Genomic DNA, 19,813 nt, shown 5'->3' with positions numbered 1-19,813 from the left:
CACGATGCCCACCACCGTCCCCGCCCCGCTCGACATCGCCGCGCTACTGCCCGACGGCACCCACCTGATCACCGGCGAGTGGGTGCCCGCCCGGTCCAAGGCCACGATCGACGTCGTCAATCCCGCCACGGGCGCCCTGCTGGCCCGGGTCCCGCGCGGCACCGCCGAGGACATCGACGACGCCGTACGCTCGGCCGAGGCGGCACTGCCCGCCTGGCGCGACACCAGCCCCGCCGTACGCGGCGAACTCCTCTACCGCTGGGCCGAGTTGGTGCGCGAGCACGACGACGACATCAACCGCCTGGAAGCCATGGAGGTCGGCCACCCCGTAGGCCCCTCCCCCATCGCCGCACGCCTCACCTACCTCGCGGGCAAGGCCGACAAGGTCTTCGGCGACACCCTGCCCACCCGCTCCCCGGACGTCCTGGGCCTGACCCTGCGCGAGCCGTACGGCGTGGTCGGCGCGATCATCCCCTGGAACGCGCCCGGCCCCATGACGGTGTTCAACACCGCGGCCCCGATCGCCGCCGGCAACACCGTCGTCCTCAAGCCCGCCGAGGACGCCCCGCTCACCGCTCTGTATCTGGCGCGGCTGGCCCAGGAGGCGGGTCTGCCGCCCGGCGTCCTCAACGTGGTCACCGGATACGGCTCCGAGGCCGGCGCCGCCCTGCCCGCCCACCCCGGCATCCGCAAGATGAGCTTCACCGGCTCGCCCGCCACCGGCACCGCCGTGATGGAGGCCTGCGCCCGCAACCTCGTCCCGCTCCAGCTCGAACTCGGCGGCAAGTCCCCGCAGATCGTGCTGCCCGACGCCGACCTCGCCAAAGCCGTACCGGCGATCGTGCGCAGCATCGTCATGAACAGCGGCCAGGTCTGCGCGGCCGGTTCGCGTGTCCTGGTCCACTCCTCCCTGCACGCCCGGCTGGTCGGGGAGCTGGCCGAGCACTTCCGTGCCGTGCGGGTCGGCCTGTGGGACCAGCCGGTCGACATGGGCCCGCTCATCAACGCCCGGCAGGAGAGGCGGGTGCTGGACTACCTGGCCATCGGCCGTGCCGAGGGCGCCGAAGTCGTCGTCGGCGGCGGCAAGTTGACCGGAGCCCCGTACGACGACGGGCACTTCGTCGAGCCAACGCTCTTCGACCGCGTCACCCCCGGCATGCGCATCGCCCAGGAGGAGATCTTCGGCCCCGTCCTGTCCGTGGTCACCTACGAGGACGAGGAGGAGGCCGTCGCCATCGCCAACGGCACCCGCTACGGACTGACCGCGACCGTCTGGACGCAGGATGTCGGCCGCGCGATCCGGCTGGCCCGGCACGTCCAGGCCGGCCAGGTCGCCGTCAACACCCTCGGCGACGGCGGACCCGCCGGAGCGATCGGCGCGCCCTTCGGCGGCTACAAGCACAGCGGATTCGGCCGCTCCATGGGCCCCGACTACCTGGAGGACTGGACCCAGGTGAAGTGCGTCGTCATCAACGCCGCCTGAACCCCGGACCGCCGGTCGGCTCGTGCCCGTCTGCGACGCGGTGCGAGCCCCGGCTCATGGTCGACGCGGTCTTCCCGCTGGCCGACTCCTGGAGGTGTCAGCACGTCGGCCGAGGTCCCGAGATGCGTGGATGTCTGGATGCCTGACGACCGGGGGCGGGCAGGGCGCCGCGGGTCAGGGCTGTGCACGGTGTTGCTGTTCGGGCTCCGCGGCCTCAGCACCGGTCGGGTCCGGCACGATCATGTCCAGCAGGAGCACGGCGTCGTGGTCGGGGGTGCCGGGTTCGGCGGTGTAGACGCCGAGGCGCTGCCCCGGGGTGTCTTCGAGGACCATGCTCTGACCGGTGAGCGTGAGGACGCCGACCTGGGGGTGGTGGAAGGTCTTCTGTGTCTTCTTGCGCCCGCCGACGTCGTAGCGCTCCCACAGCTGGGCGAAGTCCGGGCTCTTGAGCAGGAGCTCGCCCACCAGGCTGGTGAGGTCGGGTGCGTCGGGGTCGATGCCGGCCTGGGCGCGGAGCCGGGCGACACAGCCGCGGACCTGGTACTCCCAGTCGGGGAAGAGAGTACGTGCCGTGGGGTGGAGGAAGAGGTAGCGGGCGAGGTTGCGCTGCCTCGCGGGCCAGTCGGCGAGGCCCGCGTACAGGGCGAGGCCGCCCGGATTCCAGGCGAGCAGGTCCATGCTGCGGCTGATGACGTAGGCGGGGCCGGGCCGCAGCGTCTCCAGGACGAGCTTGAGGTGGGGGCGCACGGTCCGGCCGGGCGGGGGCGGAGGCTCGGGGGCATACCGGGCGGCGCGGGCGGCGAGCTCGCGCAGGTGCTGGTGCTCCGCGTCGTCGAGCCGCAGGGCGCGGGCGAGGGCGTCCAGCACGGAGGGGCCGGGGCGGGTCTCCTTGCCGCGCTCCAGGCGGACGTAGTAGTCGATGCTGATGCCGGCGAGCGTGGCCACTTCCTCGCGGCGCAGGCCGGGGGTGCGGCGCAGCCCCGTTCCCACGGTGAGGCCGACCTGGTCGGGGGTGGTCTGGGTGCGACGCGCGTGCAGGAACCGGCCCAGCTCCATGTCGCCGCTCTTGCCGCTGCTCCGCTCGGATGCCATATCGCCAGTGTCACACCGTTCTGACCTGCGCGGCAGGCACGTGGGGGGCCCTGTCATACCCCCGAACCCCGCTCCCTGGCCCAGCTCGGCCTGCCACCGGCACCGGAATCGCGCGAGGCTCGGATCCTGTCAGCTCAGCGCACTGCCCGCACGAAGGGAACGTCCCATGCAGACCGTCACCCTCAACAACGGCGTCACGATGCCGATCCTCGGCTTCGGCGTGTTCCAGATCGCGCCGGACCAGACCGAGCAGGCGGTCACCGACGCCCTCGCCGCCGGCTACCGGCTTCTCGACACCGCCGCCGCGTACGGCAACGAGGAGGCCGTCGGCCGTGCCATCAAGAACAGTGGGATCCCGCGCGAGGAACTGTTCGTCACCACGAAGCTGTGGGTGCAGGACACCGGCGAGGAGAACACCGCGCGCGCCTTCGAGACCTCGCTGCGCAACCTCGGCCTGGACTACCTCGACCTCTACCTGATCCACCAGCCCTACGGCGACGTCCACGGCTCCTGGCGCGCCATGGAGAAGCTGAACCGCGAGGGCCGGGCCAAGGCCGTCGGCGTCTCCAACTTCCACCCCGACCGGCTCGTGGACCTGATCGAACACAACGAGGTCACGCCCGCGGTCAACCAGATCGAGACCCATCCCTTCTTCCAGCGCATCGACGACCAGGAGCTGATGCGCGAGCGGGGCGTGCAGATCGAGTCGTGGGGCGGGTTCGCCGAGGGCAAGAACAACCTCTTCACGCACCCGGTACTGGTCGGCATCGCCGAACAGCACGACCGGTCCGTGGCACAGGTCGTGCTGCGCTGGCTCGTCCAGCGGGAGATCGTCGCCATCCCCAAGTCGGTTCGCACCGACCGGATGAAGGAGAACATCGACGTCTTCGACTTCGCGCTCACCGACGACCAGATGGCGTCCATCGCCACCGTGGACACGGGTGGCTCGCTGTTCTTCGACCACCGTGACCCTGCGGCGGTCAGCCGGATCAGCAGCCTCCGCATCCACGACTGACCGACCCGCGAGCGCAACAGCGAGGGCTCATCATGTCCCACCAGCAGAACATCACCGACGTACTCGTGGTCGGCGCGACCGGCAGCATCGGCCGGGTCGCGGTGGCGGCCGCACAACGGCACGGCCTGAGGCCGCGGGCACTGGTACGCGACGTGCGGCGGGCCGAGCGGCTGCTCCCCGGCGTCGACCTCGTGCAGGGAGACCTGGAGGATCCCGCCTCCCTGCGTGCCGCGGTCCAGGGAGTCGACGCGATGCTGCTCGCCCACGGATCGGACGGGGACTCCCGGCCGGACGCCCGCGCGCACATCGACCACGGCGGCGTGCGCAACCTCCTGCGGGCCCTGGACGGCGCCCGGCCACGCGTGGCACGTTCGGGCAAGACGTTCGAGCTCACCGCCACCGAAGGCGAAGAGCCGGCCGACTGGGCAGAGCTCTTCGGCACCCTCGAGACCGACCCTTCCGGCTCCGTGGACGGCGTACTGGACCCCGCCGACCTGCCTGTCGAAGCCGAGCCGCAACCGCTGCGGGCGGATCTCGACGCCGTCCGCTCCCTCGGTGGGCCCGGCGCATGACGGCGCGCGAACCCCGCACCGGATCGGCGAAACCGGCCACACCGGGGCGCCGCATGCTCCTTCGTGGCGTACTTCTGGGAGGAGCCACCGTCATGACCGGTGTCCACATCACCGGATGTTCCGCGTCCCCGTCCGGCGGGGCGGCGTCTAAGAGCACCGAACGACCTGCCTCGACGGGCTCGCCCGGCTCGCCCGGCAAGCGGGTCCTGCTGGCCTACTTCTCCCGGGCGGGCGAGAACTACTTCTACGGCGGGCGCACCGACCTCGAGGTCGGAAACACCGAGGTCCTCGCCCGCATGATCGGCGAGCGCATCGAGTGCGATCTGCATCGCATCGAAGCCGTCGACCCCTACCCCGACGACTACGACGAGACGGTCGCACGCAACGTCCGCGAGCAGGAGGCCGATGCGCGGCCGGCCATCGCCAACCTCCCGTCCTCGCTGGAGCGTTACGACACCGTGCTGCTGGCCAGTCCCGTCTGGAACGTCCGAGCACCGATGATCATGTCGACCTTCGCGGAACGGTTCGACTTCCGCGGCAGGACCGTCCTTCCGATCACGACGTATGCCATGAGCGGACTGGGCACCACCGAGCGCGACTACGCGAGGTCCTGCCCGGGCGCGACCATCGGCGAAGGACTGGCGGTACAGGGCGAGAAGGTCCGGGACGCCGACGGTGCCGTTGGGTCGTGGCTGGGCCGGGTCGGCCTGCTCCGGGACTGAACCGTGCCGAGGCAGCGTCGGCGGGATCCTCCGCTGCCGTGTGGTGGGGGACTCCGTCGCTCCCCCGAACAGCGCGGCCCGTCACCGGGGCCGCTCAGCCGCCAAACGGGGGCGACCTGCCCCTACGCTTCCCAGGAGGCCCGCAAGGCCCGCGAGCGCGGTGTCGCTCGGCGCGTGAGGCCATGTCCGGTCCGGCCCTGCCGCCATGGGTCCAGAGCGCGCAGCAGGCGGTGGCCGGACGCCCGGGCCAGAGTGGGAACGGCCGGCCCGGGGGCGACGAAGCCGTCCACCGAGAACAACACGAGGAACCGACCCGAAAACGACGGAGCGGAGAGCTTTGATGCACCACATCCACCTGCGTGACCTCGAGGTTTCCCGGATCGGTCTGGGCGCGATGGGCATGTCCCAGGGATACACCGGCGCCGGGACCGACGAGGCGGAGTCCATCCGGACCGTGCACCGCGCCCTCGAGCTGGGCGTCACCTTCATCGACACCGCCGAGATCTACGGTCCGTACACCAACGAGGAACTGCTCGGCCGGGCCCTGAAGGGACACCGCGACCAGGTGGTGCTGGCGACGAAGTTCGGTCTGGTCTCCCACGGAGGCGACGGGCCGGGGAACCTGGACTCCAGCGCGGCCAACATCCGCACCGCCTTCGAGGGATCGCTGCGGCGCCTCGGCACGGACCACATCGACCTGTTCTACCAGCACCGGGTCGACCCGGACGTCCCCATCGAAGAGACGGCGGGCGCCGTGGGCGAGCTGATCGCCGAAGGCAAGGTCCGCGCGTTCGGCCTGTCCGAGGCCGGGCCGGAGACGATCCGCCGCGCGAACGCCGTCGCACCGGTCACCGCCGTGCAGTCCGAGTACTCCCTCTTCACACGCGAACCGGAAGCACGGGTGCTGCCGACGCTGCGCGAACTCGGCATCGGCTTCGTCCCGTTCGCGCCGCTGGGCCGCGGCTTCCTCACCGGCGCGATCCGCTCCACCGACTTCGCCGAGGACGACTTCCGGCGGGACAACCCGCGCTTCACCGGCGAGAACTTCCAGCACAACCTGCGCCTGGCCGACGAGGTCCAGGCCGTGGCCGCCGAAGCCGACGCCACCCCGGCCCAGGTCGCCATCGCCTGGCTGCTCGCCCAGGGCGACGACATCGCCCCCATCCCCGGTACCAAGCGCGTCCACCGTCTCGAAGAGAACACCGCCGCCGACGCGCTCCGGCTCACCCCCGCCCAGCTCGACCGGTTGACGAGCCTCCCGCCCGCGGCCGGCGCCACCCACACCGAAGCCCAGCTGAAGATGCTCGAACGCTGAGCCTGCCCCGCCAAAGGAAAAGAGCCATGCAGAACGTCACCCTGAACAACGGCGTCGAGATGCCGATCCTCGGCTTCGGCGTCTTCCAGATCCCGTCCGACGAGACCGAACGCGTGGTCACCGAGGCCCTCGCGGCCGGCTACCGGTTGCTCGACACGGCGGCCTCGTACGGCAACGAGGAGGCCGTGGGCCGCGCGATCAAGAACAGCGGCATCCCGCGCGAGGAGCTCTTCGTCGCCACCAAGCTGTACGTCCAGGAGGCGCCCGGCGAGGAGAACACCAAGCGTGCCTTCGAGGCGTCGCTGACCAAGCTCGGGCTCGACCATCTGGACCTGTACCTGATGCACCAGCCCTACGGCGACGTGTACGGCCAGTGGCGCGCCATGGAGGAGCTGAACCGGCAGGGCCGCGCCAGGGCCATCGGCGTCTCCAACTTCTACCCCGACCGCCTCCTCGACCTGATCATCAACAACGAGGTCACGCCCGCCGTCAACCAGATCGAGACCCACCCCTTCTTCCAGCGCGCCGACTACCAGGACCTCATGCGCGAACAGGGCGTCCAGCACCAGGCCTGGGGCGGCTTCGCCGAGGGCAAGAACGGTCTGTTCACCAACCCCGTACTGAGTGAGATCGCGCGGCGCCACGGGAAGTCGGTGGGCCAGGTGGTACTGCGCTGGGCGGTCGAGCGGGGCGTCGCCTCGATCCCGAAGTCGGTACGCCCCGAGCGGATGGCGGAGAACCTCGACGTCTTCGACTTCGCGCTCACCGACGACCAGATGGCGGCCATCGCCGCCCTGGACACCGGAGCCTCGCTGTTCTTCGACCACCATGACCCGGAGATCGTGAAGTGGCTCAGCGCGCGGCGGCTGGACGGCTGACCCCGGGACCTGAAGCACCGGGGCACTGGCGGGCGGCCGAGAGCAATTCCCGGGGGCCCGGGGGTCCGGGGGCCCGGGAGGGGCCGGTTCCGCGGCGGTCTCGCCACCGCAGGGCGCGAAACGCGGTTGTACGGTGGCGAACAGGGCCAGCCGTCCGATCGAGGAGCCCGCATGACCAGCAGTCCGACAGCCGTCGCCGAAGCGGCCTTTCAGCACTACAGGTCGCAGGACCGTGACGCCGCCTTCGCTCTCTACGCCGACGGATTCTCGTTCACCAGCCCACAGGACGATCACATCGACAAGGCAGCGTTCTTCGAGCGGTGTTTCCCCACGGCCGATCGGATGACGGAGCAGCGTCTGCTCCACGTCGTCCCCGCAGACGAAGAACTGGTCTTCCTCCACTACGAGTACGTGCTCACAACGGGCGACAGGCACCGCAACATGGAGGCGATCACTGTCCGGGACGGGCTCATCCAGGAGGTGCAGGTCTTCTTCGGCGGCAAAGTATGACAAGCCCTCGCGGCCAACGACCGACATGGGCCACACACCCACGATCCTGCTCACCTCACGGGCGGTAGTAGTACCTGTAGGCGAGAACCTTCCCGTTGGCGTCGGTCAGGTTGATCCGGACATGGTCGGCTCCGCCGGGGACGTTCGCGGCAAGGGAGATGTTCTGATCCGTGTAGTTGTCGCAGTGGGTGCTGGTGCTCCGTTCGTCCAGCGGGGTGGTGCCTGCCCACGCGATACCGTACGCACGCTTGCACCCGTAGGCGTTGAGATCTCCGTCGAGGCTGACCGACCGGTTGTACCAGGTGATTTGGCCGGCATACCAGCTGTCGCCCGATTGCACGGAGAAGTAGGTGGTGGGGTAGGCGGTCGTGGCGGCGGTGGCGGCCGGCGCCCCCGCGAGAACCGGCACAGCTGCCGCCGCGACTGCGGCCACGATCGCGCTGACTTTCCTTGGCAAGGCTGCTCCCCCAGGTAAACGAGTGGTGCTGTATCGGCCAGTGACACGGTAGCCGTCCGTCTGCTCAGCGGCGAGGCCGCCGCGGTCGGTTGGCAACCGATCGTGCGGACGGACTCCCGGCCGTAGTGAGCCCGTACACGAAGCGAGCCGCCGCCGAGTCGGACACGATCCCCTCCCCCGGCAGAGGCATGTCTTCCGACGAGCCACATCGACCTGGGACTGGTAAATGAAAATGATTATCGCTAGCGTGTTCCTGCGTGGAGCCCGCGTCCCCCCTTCCGTCTGAGGGTTCTTCGGGCTGCCCTGACGTTTGAACCGCTGGCATGTAAAGGGGAGTTGTGGCTCATCTGCTGATGGTCGAGAGCTGGGTCGGGTCGATGAGCAGACTGCTGCCACGGGCGATCCGGGAGGGCGGGCACGAGTTCACGTTCCTCACCCGCGACCTGCACCACTACCTCCGCTCCGCGCCCGAGGGGGTGGCACACCCACTGCTCGGCGCCCGCAACGTGATCACCTCCGACACCAACGACGCCGACGTTCTGCTGCCGGAGATCGAGCGGCTGCACGAGGTGCTGCGCTTCGACGGCGTGATCACTTCCTGCGACTACTACCTGCCGACTGCGGCGCGGATCGCCGGGCATCTGGGTCTGCCGGGCTCGTCCCCGGAGGCGGTCGAGAGCGCCTGTCGCAAGGACGCCACCCGCCGTGTCCTCGCCGACGCGGGGGTCCCCGGGCCGCGCTTCGCCGTGCACGAGGAGTGGGCCGACATCGTGGGCGCGGCACGGGAGATCGGCTACCCGCTGGTCGTCAAGCCGGTCGACCTGTGCGCGGGCATGTACGTGCGACGGGTGGACGACGAGGAGCAACTCGCCGCTGCCGTACGGGTGCTGTCGGACTTTCCGGTCAACGCCCGCGGGCAGAGGCGGGAGCCCGCCGTCCTGCTGGAGGAGCTGATGGACGGCCCCGAGGTGAGCGTCGAGACGGTATCGCACGCGGGCGCTGTCCACGTGGTGGGCGTGACCGACAAGAGCGTCGGCGGGGCGCCCGCCTTCATCGAGACCGGGCACATGTTCCCGGCCGCCCTCCCGGCGGCCGATGCCGAGGCCGCAGAGCAGACCGCCCTCGCCGCGCTCAAGGCACTCGGGCTGGTGGACGGTGTGGTGGCGCACACCGAGATCAAGCTGACCTCGGCCGGTCCGCGCGTGGTCGAGGTCAACCCGCGTCCCGCCGGAAACCGCATCACCGAGCTGGTCCGCCATGTGACCGGAATCGACCTGGCCGCGGCCTTCGTGGAGGTGTCCCTCGGGCGCGAGCCCGACCTGCGGCGCAGCGACACAGGGCTGTGCAGCGCAGCCATCGGCTTCCTCGTGCCTCAGAGGTCGGGCACGCTCGAGTCGCTGGACGGTGGCGAGCTGCGGAGTGCACCAGGTGTGCTGGAGGTGGAGCTCGCCGTGCCCGGTACGCAGGTGGAGGCGGCGGGCAGCAACAACGAGTACCTCGGGCACGTCATGGCGGGTGACGCCGAGGGGCTGGGCGCCCGCGACCACGTCGAGGTCCTGCTCGGTCGGCTGCGGTCCGGGTTGGTGATCCGATGACCGCCACTTCGGGCACAGCCCGCACGGCGACGGTCGAGACGTACGAGACGTTCGACTCGTACTACGAGCTCGTAGCGCGCGTACGCGCCGGTGGGCTGGGTCCGGATCCGGCGACGCAGCGGATCGCCGTGGCCTTCACCACCCGGCAGGCCGTACGGCACGACGGGCGCGGCACCGGTTATCGCAACGAGGTTCTCGGCCTGCGTCTGGGCAGGGCCGTCGGCTCGTGCGCGGTCGAGCCCGGGGCCCTGCCCGACCGAGCGGTCGAGGAATGTGTGGGCGCGAGCGTGGCCCGGCTGCTGGAGCATCCGCTGCCGGCGGTGCGCGTGGCCGCGCTGGACGCCTATCTGATGCACGTCACTCCACACACTCCACGGAACGGGGCGCGGGCCGTCCCGCTGCCCGCCGGGACGTCGCTGGAGAAGTCCCGAGCCCGGGCGAAGGCCGTCGTCGCGCTCCTCGATCTCCCGGCGGAGGCGACCGTGCTGGTGGTGGGTGTCGTCAACTCCCTTCTTGAGGAGCTGCGTTCGCGCGGCCTGAACTATGTGCCCTGTGACCTCAAGGGCGGGCTGACCGAGTGGGGCGAGGCGGTCGCCACCGACGCCCTCGCCGGGGCCGGGCGCTGCGACGCCCTGCTGGTGTCCGGGATGACGCTGGGCAACGACACTTTCGAGCCGCTGCGGCAGCACGCGCTGGCTCATGGCAAGCAGCTGGTGATGTTCGCCCAGACCGGCAGCGCCGTACTGCCCCGCTTTCTCGGCCACGGGGTGAGCGCGGTGTGCGCCGAGCCGTACCCGTTCTTCTGGCTCGACGGCGGTCCCGGCACCGTCCACCGGTACGGCGGCCCCTGTCCGGAGGCCGGTCGATGACCACGACGGCAGTGCGTCCCCTCGCCCGCCCGGAACTGCTCGCCCTGCTCGGCCGCACGCCCCTGGTCCGCATCACGGCCGACGTGCCCGGCCCGCACCCCGGCTTCTGGGCCAAACTCGAAGGGCTCGCGGCGGGCGGGATGAAGGCGCGGGCGGCGGTGTCGATGCTGCTGGGCGCCCGCGAGCGCGGCGAACTGCGGCCCGGCGCACCGGTGGTGGAGTCCACCTCGGGCACGCTCGGCATCGGGCTGGCCTTCGCGGGCCAGGCTCTCGGCCACCCCGTCGTGCTGGTCGGAGACAGTGAACTGGAACCAGTCATGCGGCAGTTGCTGCGTGCCCATGGGGTGCGGCTGGAGATCGTGGACCGCCCTGCGCCCCGGGGCGGCTGGCAGGCGGCGCGGCTGGGCCGGCTGCGGGAACTGCTCGCCGGGCTGCCCGGCGCGTACTGGCCGGACCAGTACAACAACCCTGACAACAGCGTCGGTTACGCCTCCTTGGCCGCCGAACTCATCGACGGGCTCGACCACCTGGACATCCTGGTGTGCAGTGTGGGCACCGGCGGCCACAGCGCGGGGATCATCGGCCCACTGCGACGGCGCTGGCCCGCGCTGCGGTTGATCGGTGTCGACTCGACCGGCTCCACCATCTTCGGTCAGCCCGCACGACCGAGGCTGATGCGCGGCCTGGGCAGCAGCATCCACCCGCGCAACGTCGCCTACGAAGCCTTCGACGAGGTCCACTGGGTCGGCCCGGCCGAGGCCGTGGACAGCTGCCGTCGCCTGGCGCGCGGCAGCTTCGTCAGCGGCGGCTGGAGCACGGGCGCCGCCGCCCGCGTCGCCGCCTGGGCAGCCCGTGTCCACCCGGGCACGGTGGTCGCCACCGTCTTTCCCGACGGCCCGCACCGCTATCTCGGCACGGTCTATGACGACGACTTCGCCGCGGTCCACGGCCTCGATCCCGCCACGGCGGCCACCCGCCCGGTCGAGATCCCGCACCCCCGCGCGGCCGAGGCCACCGGCTGGGTGCGCTGCACCCGTGTCACCGACCCGCTGAAGGCCGTATCCGATCCGGAAGGGACCAAGTGAAGGCCGGCCTGCGCACCGTACGCCTCGAACTCACCGAGCCGCTGCGCATCTCCCGCTCCGTCATGACCGCGCGCGACGCCGTGTGGCTGACCGTCGAACACGACGGCCTCACCGGCCACGGCGAGGCCGTCACCAGCGTCTACTACAGGCTCGACGCTGAAACGTTGGAACGGTTCCTCACCGCCGTCGGTACGGATCTCGCCCGCTTCCCCGACCCGGAGAACGCCCTGGAGGCGCTACGGGTGGGCGAGTTGGCCGGTGAGGGCACTCCCCCGGCCGTGACCGCCGGCGTCGAGGCTGCGCTGCTCGACCTCGTCGGCAAGCGTGCGGGCAGCCCCGTCCACCGGCTGCTCGGTGTCACCGCACCTCCGGTCGCGGCCACCGCCCGCACCATCGGCATCACCTCCCTCGCCCACGCGGCGGCGCAGGCGCGCTGTCTGTCGGCGGGTGGCTTCGAAGTCATCAAGGTCAAAGCGGGAACTCCCGACCCGGAGGACGACGTGGAGCGCGTCCGCGTGATCCGCGACGCGGCGCCGCGCGCCCGGCTCCTGCTCGACCCCAACGGCGCCTGGACGGTGGCGCAGGCCGAGGCGCTGCTGCACCGGTTCGCCGACCTCGGCGTCGAGGCCGTCGAGCAGCCCGTCGCGCCCGGCGACCCGGCAGCGCTGGGTGCGCTGGCCGCACGCTCGCCGCTGCCCGTCATCGCCGACGAGGACGCCGTCGATCTGGAGGACGTGCGCCGCCTGGCGGGCCGCGTCCAGGGCGTCAACGTCAAGCTCGCCAAGTGCGGCGGGGTGCACGCGGCCCTGCGTATCGCCGAGTTGATCGCGGGCAGTGGCACGGAGCTGATGCTGGGCTGCCTGACCGCCAGCAGTCTCGGCCTCGCCCCCGCGGTCCACCTCGCCGACCGGGCCCGCTGGGCCGACCTGGACGGGCACCTGCTGCTCGCCCACGACCCGTGGACCGGGATCGGCGGCGGGGACGGCGTCGTACGCGCAAGTGACCGTCCCGGCCTGGGAGTTCAGGAGGTGGGGGCGAATGAGGGCGTGGCGTGAGATGAGGCGTTTCCCGCTCGCGGTACAGCTCCTGCTGGTCAACCAGCTCGGTGTCAACATCGGCTTCTACCTCCTCATCCCCTACCTCGCCACCCATCTCACCGACCACCTGGGCATGTCGGCGGCCGTGGTGGGCATCGTGCTCGGCGTTCGCAACCTCAGCCAGCAGGGGCTGTTCATCATCGGCGGCTCCGCCTCCGACCGGCTCGGCGCACGCGGCGTCATCATCGCCGGCTGCGCCCTGCGCACCGCCGGGTTCGCCCTGTTCGCGCTCGGCGACGACCTGGCCGTGCTGCTCGCCGCGTCCGTCCTCAGCGGGCTCGCCGGGGCACTGTTCAACCCCGCCGTACGCACCTACATCGCGCAGGAGGCTGCCGAGCGCAAGGCCGAGGCGTTCGCCCTGTTCAACGTGTTCGCCACCACCGGCGCCCTGATCGGCCCCCTGCTGGGCAGCGCGCTGCTGCTCGTGGACTTCCGCACGTCCGCGCTCACCGCCGCCGGGATCTTCGCCGCGCTCACCGTCGCACAGGCCCTCGTGCTGCCCGTCCGGAAGGTCGAGCCGAGCAAGGGCACGGTCCTCGCGGACTGGCGCGAGGTGCTGGGCAACAGGGCCTTCCTCGCCTTCGCGCTCGCCATGGTCGGCATGTTCACCCTGGAGAACCAGCTGTACCTGCTCCTGCCCGCCGGTGCCCGGCAGGCCACCGGCTGGGACGGCGCCGCCGGACTCGTCTTCCTCGTGGGCACCGTCGCCAACCTGACACTGCAACTGCGCATCACCCGCACCCTCAAGGAGCGGGGGGACCGCGCGCGCTGGATGGCGAGGGGCCTGGGGCTGATGGCGCTGGCGTTCCTGCCGCCCGCGGTGACGGCGGGCGGCTCCGGCGGCCCGGACGGCACTGCCGACGCGGTGCTGCACGCGCTGCCCGTCCTGGTCGGAGCCCTGCTGCTCTACCTCGGGGTGATGGTCGCCCAGCCGTTCGTGATGGAGCTCGTTCCCGGTTTCGGCCGGTCGGAGCTGACCGGCACCTACTTCGGCATCTTCTACGTGTTCTCCGGCATCGCCGCCGCCGTCGGCAACACCGTCGTCGGCTGGGCCATGGACACCGGGGAGCGGGGCGACGCCGGCTGGCTGCCATGGACGTGCTGTGCCCTGTTCGGGCTCGTCTCCGCGCTGGGCGTGGCCTGGCTGCACCGGCTCGGGTCGCTGCCGAGCCCGTCGAAGCCCGCCGTTCCCGCACCTGCCTGAGGAGGGACTTGGCATGACCTCTACGACGTTTCCGCACAACCTGCTCACCGACAACCCCGAGCTGTACGAGGCCCGCTTCCCCGACCCCGACCGGCTGGCCGGACGCTGGACGCAGGACCGCCTCGGGCGGCACGGGGCAGGACCGCGCGTGCTCGACATGGGCTGCGGCACCGGACGCGACTCCGCCCACCTCCACAGCGTCGGCCGCGACGTGACCGGTGCCGACCTGTCCGAGGCGATGCTCGCCCACGCGCGCACCCACCACCCCGGGCCCGCGTACGTCCGTGCCGACCTGTGCGGCTTCGACCTGGGCCGGGGCGTGTTCGACGCCGTCGTGTGCCTGGACAGCGCTCTGCTGTACTGCCACACCAACGAGCAGCTCCACGCCTTCCTCTCCTCCTGCCGCCGCGCTCTGGCTCCCCGCGGTCTCCTGGTGGCGGAGATGCGCAACGGCGCCTACTTCCTCGGCCGTACCGACCTGCTGGACACGCCCACCGTCCATTCCTTCACCTGGCAGGGCATCGTCCACCGGTCCACCACCACGCTCACCGTGGACCGTACGGCCCAGCTCCTGCGCCGCAGGCGCGTGTGGACCACCGGCGACGGGTCGGCACCGGTCGAGCAGCGTTCCGCGTGGCGGCTGCTGTTCCCTCAGGAACTGCGTCACCTGCTGGCCGCGCACGGCTTCGAGGTGCTCGAACTCCACGACGGGCCCGGCCCGCGCACCGAACCGCCGTGGCCGCAAGGCCGGCTGCCCGGCGACACCACGGATGCGGACCGACTGCACCTCGTCGCGCGCCTCACCGACTCCCACTGACTCCTCTTCGTCCACACCACACCCAAAGGAATCCCATGCACGACGAGCGCTTCCCCGGCCTGCATCGCCGCGGCTTCCTCGCCGCCGCCACGGGCGCCGCCTCACTCGGCGCGCTCGTTCTCACCGGGTGCGGCTCCGGCTCCGGCTCCGGCTCCGCGAAAGACACCGACCGTGAGGGCGACGGCAAGCCCACGAAGGGCGGTCGGCTGCGCGCTGCGTTCGCCGGAGGAGGCGCCGGCGAGACCCTCGACCCGCACCTGGCCAACCTCTTCGCCGACGCCGCCCGCGCCAAGGCGCTGTACGACAAGCTCGCCGACTTCGGCGCCGACCTGTCCGCCCGGCCCCGCCTCGCCGAGAACTGGGAGGCGAACAAGACCCTGGACCGCTGGCAGGTGACCCTGCGCAAGGCGACCTTCCACGACGGAAGGCCGGTCACCGCCGCCGACGTCCTCTACAGCTACCGCCGCATCGCCGACCCCAAGCAGGCATTCCGCGCCAGGGCGTCTCTGGAGCCCATCGACCTCGACACCAGCCGAGCGACCGGCGAGCGCGGCATCGAGTTCGTCCTCAAGCGGCCCACCGCCGAATTCCCCAACGTCCTGGCAGCGTTCGGCGCCTACGTCGTCCCGGAGAACTCCGGGGAGTCAGGCGGCTTCGACACGAAGCCGATCGGCTCCGGTCCCTTCCTGTTCGTCTCCTTCGCCCCCGGCCGCTCGGCCGTCTTCCGCCGCTACGACGACTACTGGGAGGGCGCCCCGCACCTCGACGAGCTCGAGTTCGTCGTCGCCAACGAGGAGTCCGCCCGCGTCAACGCACTCCTCGGCGGACAGGTCGAGTACGCCCACGAACTCGACCCCACCTCCGCGCGCGCCCACGAAGGCAAGGGGCAGATCGCGATCGTGCGGCTCCCTGGCAGCGCCATGCAGGGCTTCGCGATGAAGACCGACCGGGCCCCCTTCGACGACAAGCGAGTACGCGAGGCGTTCTTCCTCATCGCCGACCGCGAGGAACTCATCGACGGCGCCCTGTCCGGCGCGGGTGTGATCGGCAACGACCTGTTCGGCAAGGGCTACGAGTACTACGCCGACGGCCTCCCCCAGCGCGGACAGGACCTCGACAGGGCCCGCGCCCTGCTCAAGCAGGCCGGCGCCGAGAACCTGAAGATCACCCTGGACACTTCGGCCGTCGCCGCCGGCTTCGTCGAAGCCGCCGGCATCTTCCGCGACCAGGCACGGAAGGCGGGCGTCACCATCGACGTCAAGATGGGCAGCAAGGACTCCTACTGGGCCGACATCCTCGACAACGGCACCCTGTGCTGCTACCGCTCCGGAGCCATGCCCGTCGAGGCCCACATCTCCCAGCGCCTGCTCAGCGACTCCACCACCAACGCCACCAAGTGGAAGCACAAGGACTTCGACGCGCTCTACCAACAGGCCCAGTCCACCCGCGACAAGACCGAACGGGCAGCCGTCTACGAGCGGATGCAGCGCCGTCTGTACACCGAGGGCGGGTTCCTCATCTGGGGCTTCGCCGATTGGATCCTCGGCACGGCCCGAAGGGTGAAGGGAGTTTCGGCCAAGGCTCCCGCCAACACGCTCGACTGGGCCCGCTTCGACAAGGTCTGGCTCGCGTGAGCGGACTGCGTTCCTTCGTCGCCCGGCGGCTGCTCCTCGGCGCCCTGCAGACCATTGCCGTAGTACTGCTGGTCTTCGCGCTCACCGAGGCGCTGCCGGGTGACGCCGCCGTCGCCCTGGCCGGCGACCAGCCCGACCCGGCCCGGATCGCCGCCCTCCGCGAGGCCATGCACCTCGACCGGCCCGCCCACGAGCGGCTCACCGACTGGGTGACGGGCCTGCTCCACGGCGAACTCGGCACCTCCCTGACGTCCGGCCGCCCGGTCGGCCAGTACATCTCCGACGGTTTCGGACCGACCCTGCTGCTGGCCACGCTCACTGCGGCCCTGCTCGTCCCGACCGGCTTCGGCCTCGGCGTGCTCGCCGCCCGTCATGAAGGCCGCCTCGTCGACCGGCTGATCAGCTCGGTCACGCTCGCCGTGTACGCGCTGCCCGAGTTCGCCCTCGGGATCCTGCTGGTGACCGTGTTCGCCCTGCAGCTGCGCTGGCTGCCGCCCACCGCAGTCGGCTACGGCACCGACCTGTTAAGTCACCCGGCCGCGCTCGTCCTGCCCGTGCTCGTCCTGCTGGCCCGCCCGGTCTGCTCCCTGTCCCGCCTGGTGCGGGCCGGCATGATCGATGCGCTCGCCTCCCCCTACGTGGCCCAGGCCCGCCGCTACGGCATCTCCGGCACCCGTATCCGCTACACCCACGCTCTTCCGGGCGCCCTCGCCCCCGCGGCCCAGCAACTCGCCCGCACCATCGACTGGCTGCTGTGCGGCGTCATCGTCGTGGAGGCGCTCTACGTGATCCCGGGACTCGGCACCGTCCTGCTCAACGCCGTCGCCGAACGCGACCTGCCGGTCGTCCAGGGGCTCGCCGTGGTGTTCGGCATGCTGACCGTCGTGCTGAATCTGGGCGCGGATCTCGTCGCCCACCGTCTGGCCCCTCGGGCGGGTGTGGTCGCGTGACGAAGTTGCGGACGGCCCGCTTTGCCCTCGGCATGACGGTCGTCGCCCTCCCCCTCGTGCTCGCCCTGCTCGGCCCGCTGTTCGCGGGCGGACCAGGGCCGCGGACGGCGTCCTTCACCCTCGGCGCCGGCCACTGGCTCGGCACCGACTTCGTGGGCCGTGACGTATGGCGTCAGGTACTGCACGGCGGCAGGCCGGTGGTGCTGACCGCCCTAGCCGCCACCGCCCTGTCGTATCTCGTCGCGCTCCCCGTCGGCCTGCTCGCGGCGCTGACCCGTCGCCGCCTGCTGGAGGAACTGCTGATGCGGCCCCTGGACGTCCTGCTCGCCGTCCCGTCGCTGCTGCTGATCCTGCTGGCCGCCACCGTGTTCTCCCCCGGCCCCGTCGGTCTGGCCCTGCTGGTAGCACTGGTGAACGTGCCGGACGCGGCCAGGCTCGTGCGCGCCGCCGCCGCGGAGGCCGCCGCCCGGCCCGCGGTCGAGGCGCTGCGCATGCAGGGCGAGACCTGGTGGCGCATCGCCGTCGGCTACGTCGGCCGCTCCATGCTGCGCACCCTGGCCGCCGACACCGGAACCCGGCTGACCGGCGTGCTGTACCTCGTGGCCACGGCCGCCTTCCTCGGTGCCGGGGTCGCCCCGGATGCCGCCGACTGGGCGGTCATGGTCGACCGCAACCGCATCGGCCTCTTCGTCCAGCCGTGGGCCGTGGTCGTCCCCGCCCTGCTGATCATCGCCCTGACGATGGGCACCAACCTCCTCTTCGACGCCGCGCTCGTGGACGCCCGCCCAAGCGAGCGGGACTGGGACTGGGGCCGGGGCCGGGGCCGGGGCCGGGGCCGGGGCAAGACGCTCCTCGACGCGACCAGGACCACCCGCAGCCGGACAGGGAGGGAAGCACGCCCGTGAACCCCACAGACGACACGACGGAGCAGGTCGGCAGTCCCGTCGGCCCCGGGCACACCACCGAGGAGCCTGTGGCCGAGATCCGGAACCTGCGCGTCGAGGTCGGCGGCAGGGCGCTCGTCCACGGAGTGAGCCTCAAGGCTCTCCCCGGCAAGGTCACCGCCCTGATCGGCACATCCGGCAGCGGCAAGACCACCACCGGCCTCGCCCTGCTCGGCGAGTACCCACCCGGCGCCCACGTCACCGGCGACGTACGCCTGGCCGCCGACGGACTGGTCGGCTACATCCCTCAGCACCCGGCCGCAGCCCTCAACCCTGCCCGCCGCATCACCGCCCTCCTGACGGACATCGCCCGCGCCCAGGTACGCCACCTGCCCCGTGCCAAGCGCCGGTCGGCGGCCCGCGAACGCGTCCTGCACGCCCTCGCCCAAGCCCAATTCCCGAACGCCGAAACCATGTTGCGCCGCTACCCGCACCAGCTCTCCGGTGGCCAGCAACAACGCGTGGTCCTCGCCCAGGCCCTGCTGCTGGGCGCCCGGGTCGTCGTCGCCGACGAACCCACCACCGGTCAGGACGCCCTGACCAAGGCCCGGATCGTCGACCAGTTGGCGGCCGTCGCGGCACGTGGCATCGCCGTCGTTCTGCTCAGCCACGACCTGGACGTCGTACGGTCACTCGCCGACGAGGTGATCGTCATGCGGGCGGGCCAGGTCGTGGAGTCTGGCCCGGCCCAGCGTCTGTTGTTCGCACCCCGGCACGAATGGACCCGCGAACTACTGGCCAGGCAACCGCAGTTCACGCGATCGGAAGGCTCGACCGGCACCGGCCGCCCCGTCCTGCGCGTCCGCGACCTGACCGCCCGTCACCGCCAAAGCACCCGCGGCACGACCGACGTACTGCGTTCGGCCGAACTCGACCTGTGCGCGGGCGAGAGCCTGGCCGTCGTCGGCCGCTCCGGAAGCGGCAAGACCACCCTCGCCCGCTGCCTGGCCGGACTGCACCGCGAACACGACGGAGAGATCCTCCTCGACGGCACACCGCTGCCCCGCAGCCTGCGTGACCGCAGCCGCGCCCAACTGGCGGCCGTGCAGTACGTCTTCCAGGACGCGCGTGCCGCCTTCGACGAACACCGCCCCGTGCTGCACCAGGTCGCCCGCACCGCGATACGGCTACGCGGCACCGCGTCCACCCCCGCGACACGGGAGGCCCTGGCCACTCTGAGCGGCCTCGGCCTGCCGGAGCACCTGGTCCGCCGACGCCCCGGACAGCTCTCCGGCGGCGAACTCCAGCGCGCTGCCCTCGCCCGCGCCCTGCTGGCCCAGCCCCGTGTCCTCATCTGCGACGAGATCACCTCCGGTCTCGACCCGATCACCCGCCGGGACATCCTCGGCATGCTCACCGCCCTGCTCCGCGACCGCGACGACCTCTCCCTGGCCCTGATCACCCACGACCTGAACACCGCGACCCTGGCCCACCGCATCGCCGTACTGGACGCCGGCGAAATCGTCGAACAGGGCCCGGCACAGCGAGTCCTCACCGCGCCGAGCCACCCGTTCACCATGTCACTCATGGAAACAACGACACGGCTGGGGGCGGGAACGCGCAGCTGACCGTCG

General features: G+C 71.4%; 19 protein-coding genes. 17 read left to right on the top strand and 2 right to left on the bottom strand.

Annotation, left to right across the window (positions count from 1 at the left end; translation table 11 throughout):
• Window positions 1-4: 4 nt before the first annotated feature.
• Window positions 5-1,483 carry an aldehyde dehydrogenase family protein gene (locus OG933_RS42985; protein ID WP_405632833.1) on the top strand — a complete coding sequence of 493 codons (1,479 nt, stop codon included), beginning with the start codon at window positions 5-7 and terminating at the stop codon, window positions 1,481-1,483.
• A gap of 174 nt (window positions 1,484-1,657) precedes the next feature.
• Here OG933_RS42985 and OG933_RS42980 read toward each other — a convergent pair whose 3' ends face one another.
• On the bottom strand, window positions 1,658-2,575 hold the full coding sequence (locus OG933_RS42980) for a helix-turn-helix transcriptional regulator (RefSeq protein WP_405632831.1): 918 nt from the start codon (window positions 2,573-2,575) through the stop codon (window positions 1,658-1,660).
• A 166-nt stretch (window positions 2,576-2,741) separates the two neighbouring features.
• Here OG933_RS42980 and OG933_RS42975 point away from each other — a divergent pair, with 166 nt between their 5' ends.
• The 6 genes from OG933_RS42975 (at window position 2,742) to OG933_RS42950 (ending at window position 7,587) form a co-directional block, all read left to right on the top strand.
• Window positions 2,742-3,590: an aldo/keto reductase gene (locus tag OG933_RS42975; protein WP_405632828.1), complete on the top strand. Its 849-nt coding sequence runs from the start codon at window positions 2,742-2,744 to the stop codon at window positions 3,588-3,590.
• A 32-nt stretch (window positions 3,591-3,622) separates the two neighbouring features.
• The gene (locus OG933_RS42970; protein ID WP_362525873.1) at window positions 3,623-4,162 is read left to right on the top strand and encodes an NAD(P)H-binding protein; all 540 of its coding nucleotides are present in this window, start codon (window positions 3,623-3,625) and stop codon (window positions 4,160-4,162) included.
• Between the two features lie 92 nt (window positions 4,163-4,254).
• Window positions 4,255-4,884 carry a flavodoxin gene (locus OG933_RS42965; protein ID WP_405632824.1) on the top strand — a complete coding sequence of 210 codons (630 nt, stop codon included), beginning with the start codon at window positions 4,255-4,257 and terminating at the stop codon, window positions 4,882-4,884.
• A gap of 340 nt (window positions 4,885-5,224) precedes the next feature.
• The gene (locus OG933_RS42960) at window positions 5,225-6,199 is read left to right on the top strand and encodes an aldo/keto reductase (protein WP_405632821.1); all 975 of its coding nucleotides are present in this window, start codon (window positions 5,225-5,227) and stop codon (window positions 6,197-6,199) included.
• A gap of 26 nt (window positions 6,200-6,225) precedes the next feature.
• Complete coding sequence (locus OG933_RS42955) at window positions 6,226-7,077, top strand: aldo/keto reductase (RefSeq protein ID WP_405632818.1); 852 nt, start codon at window positions 6,226-6,228, stop codon at window positions 7,075-7,077.
• A gap of 171 nt (window positions 7,078-7,248) precedes the next feature.
• The gene (locus OG933_RS42950) at window positions 7,249-7,587 is read left to right on the top strand and encodes a nuclear transport factor 2 family protein (protein ID WP_405632815.1); all 339 of its coding nucleotides are present in this window, start codon (window positions 7,249-7,251) and stop codon (window positions 7,585-7,587) included.
• Between the two features lie 55 nt (window positions 7,588-7,642).
• Here the strand turns inward: OG933_RS42950 and OG933_RS42945 are convergent, their stop codons facing one another.
• Window positions 7,643-8,020, bottom strand: a complete 378-nt coding sequence (locus OG933_RS42945; protein WP_362525885.1) for a hypothetical protein — start codon at window positions 8,018-8,020, stop codon at window positions 7,643-7,645.
• Window positions 8,021-8,382: 362 nt separating this feature from the next.
• Between OG933_RS42945 and OG933_RS42940 the strand changes: the two genes are divergently transcribed.
• Genes OG933_RS42940 through OG933_RS42895 form a run of 10 tightly spaced genes read left to right on the top strand, consistent with a single transcriptional unit; the run spans window position 8,383 to window position 19,807 of the window.
• Window positions 8,383-9,639 (top strand): ATP-grasp domain-containing protein, encoded by a 1,257-nt coding sequence (locus tag OG933_RS42940; RefSeq protein WP_405632812.1) that lies wholly within the window; start codon window positions 8,383-8,385, stop codon window positions 9,637-9,639.
• Complete coding sequence (locus tag OG933_RS42935) at window positions 9,636-10,508, top strand: Rossmann-like domain-containing protein (RefSeq protein ID WP_405632809.1); 873 nt, start codon at window positions 9,636-9,638, stop codon at window positions 10,506-10,508. Before OG933_RS42940 ends, OG933_RS42935 begins: the two co-directional genes overlap by 4 nt.
• Window positions 10,505-11,593 carry a pyridoxal-phosphate dependent enzyme gene (locus OG933_RS42930; protein WP_362525892.1) on the top strand — a complete coding sequence of 363 codons (1,089 nt, stop codon included), beginning with the start codon at window positions 10,505-10,507 and terminating at the stop codon, window positions 11,591-11,593. Before OG933_RS42935 ends, OG933_RS42930 begins: the two co-directional genes overlap by 4 nt.
• Complete coding sequence (locus tag OG933_RS42925; protein ID WP_405632806.1) at window positions 11,590-12,648, top strand: dipeptide epimerase; 1,059 nt, start codon at window positions 11,590-11,592, stop codon at window positions 12,646-12,648. Before OG933_RS42930 ends, OG933_RS42925 begins: the two co-directional genes overlap by 4 nt.
• Window positions 12,632-13,894: an MFS transporter gene (locus OG933_RS42920; protein ID WP_405632803.1), complete on the top strand. Its 1,263-nt coding sequence runs from the start codon at window positions 12,632-12,634 to the stop codon at window positions 13,892-13,894. Before OG933_RS42925 ends, OG933_RS42920 begins: the two co-directional genes overlap by 17 nt.
• Before the next feature lie 13 nt (window positions 13,895-13,907).
• Window positions 13,908-14,711 carry a class I SAM-dependent DNA methyltransferase gene (locus tag OG933_RS42915; RefSeq protein ID WP_405632800.1) on the top strand — a complete coding sequence of 268 codons (804 nt, stop codon included), beginning with the start codon at window positions 13,908-13,910 and terminating at the stop codon, window positions 14,709-14,711.
• Window positions 14,712-14,746: 35 nt separating this feature from the next.
• Window positions 14,747-16,345: an ABC transporter substrate-binding protein gene (locus OG933_RS42910; protein WP_405632797.1), complete on the top strand. Its 1,599-nt coding sequence runs from the start codon at window positions 14,747-14,749 to the stop codon at window positions 16,343-16,345.
• Window positions 16,342-17,295, top strand: a complete 954-nt coding sequence (locus tag OG933_RS42905; protein WP_405632794.1) for an ABC transporter permease — start codon at window positions 16,342-16,344, stop codon at window positions 17,293-17,295. The genes OG933_RS42910 and OG933_RS42905 overlap by 4 nt, the downstream gene beginning before the upstream one ends.
• A 32-nt stretch (window positions 17,296-17,327) precedes the next feature.
• On the top strand, window positions 17,328-18,200 hold the full coding sequence (locus OG933_RS42900) for an ABC transporter permease (RefSeq protein ID WP_405633705.1): 873 nt from the start codon (window positions 17,328-17,330) through the stop codon (window positions 18,198-18,200).
• Entirely contained in the window at window positions 18,197-19,807 is a 1,611-nt protein-coding gene (locus OG933_RS42895; RefSeq protein ID WP_405632792.1) for an ABC transporter ATP-binding protein, read from the top strand. Before OG933_RS42900 ends, OG933_RS42895 begins: the two co-directional genes overlap by 4 nt.
• The last annotated feature ends 6 nt before the right edge of the window (window positions 19,808-19,813 follow it).

It is taken from the genome of Streptomyces sp. NBC_00016 (genome assembly GCF_045040885.1).
GTDB lineage: Bacteria > Actinomycetota > Actinomycetes > Streptomycetales > Streptomycetaceae > Streptomyces > Streptomyces coriariae.
Note: the sequence above shows the minus strand (reverse complement) of the source record. Positions and strands in the feature narration are given on the sequence as shown.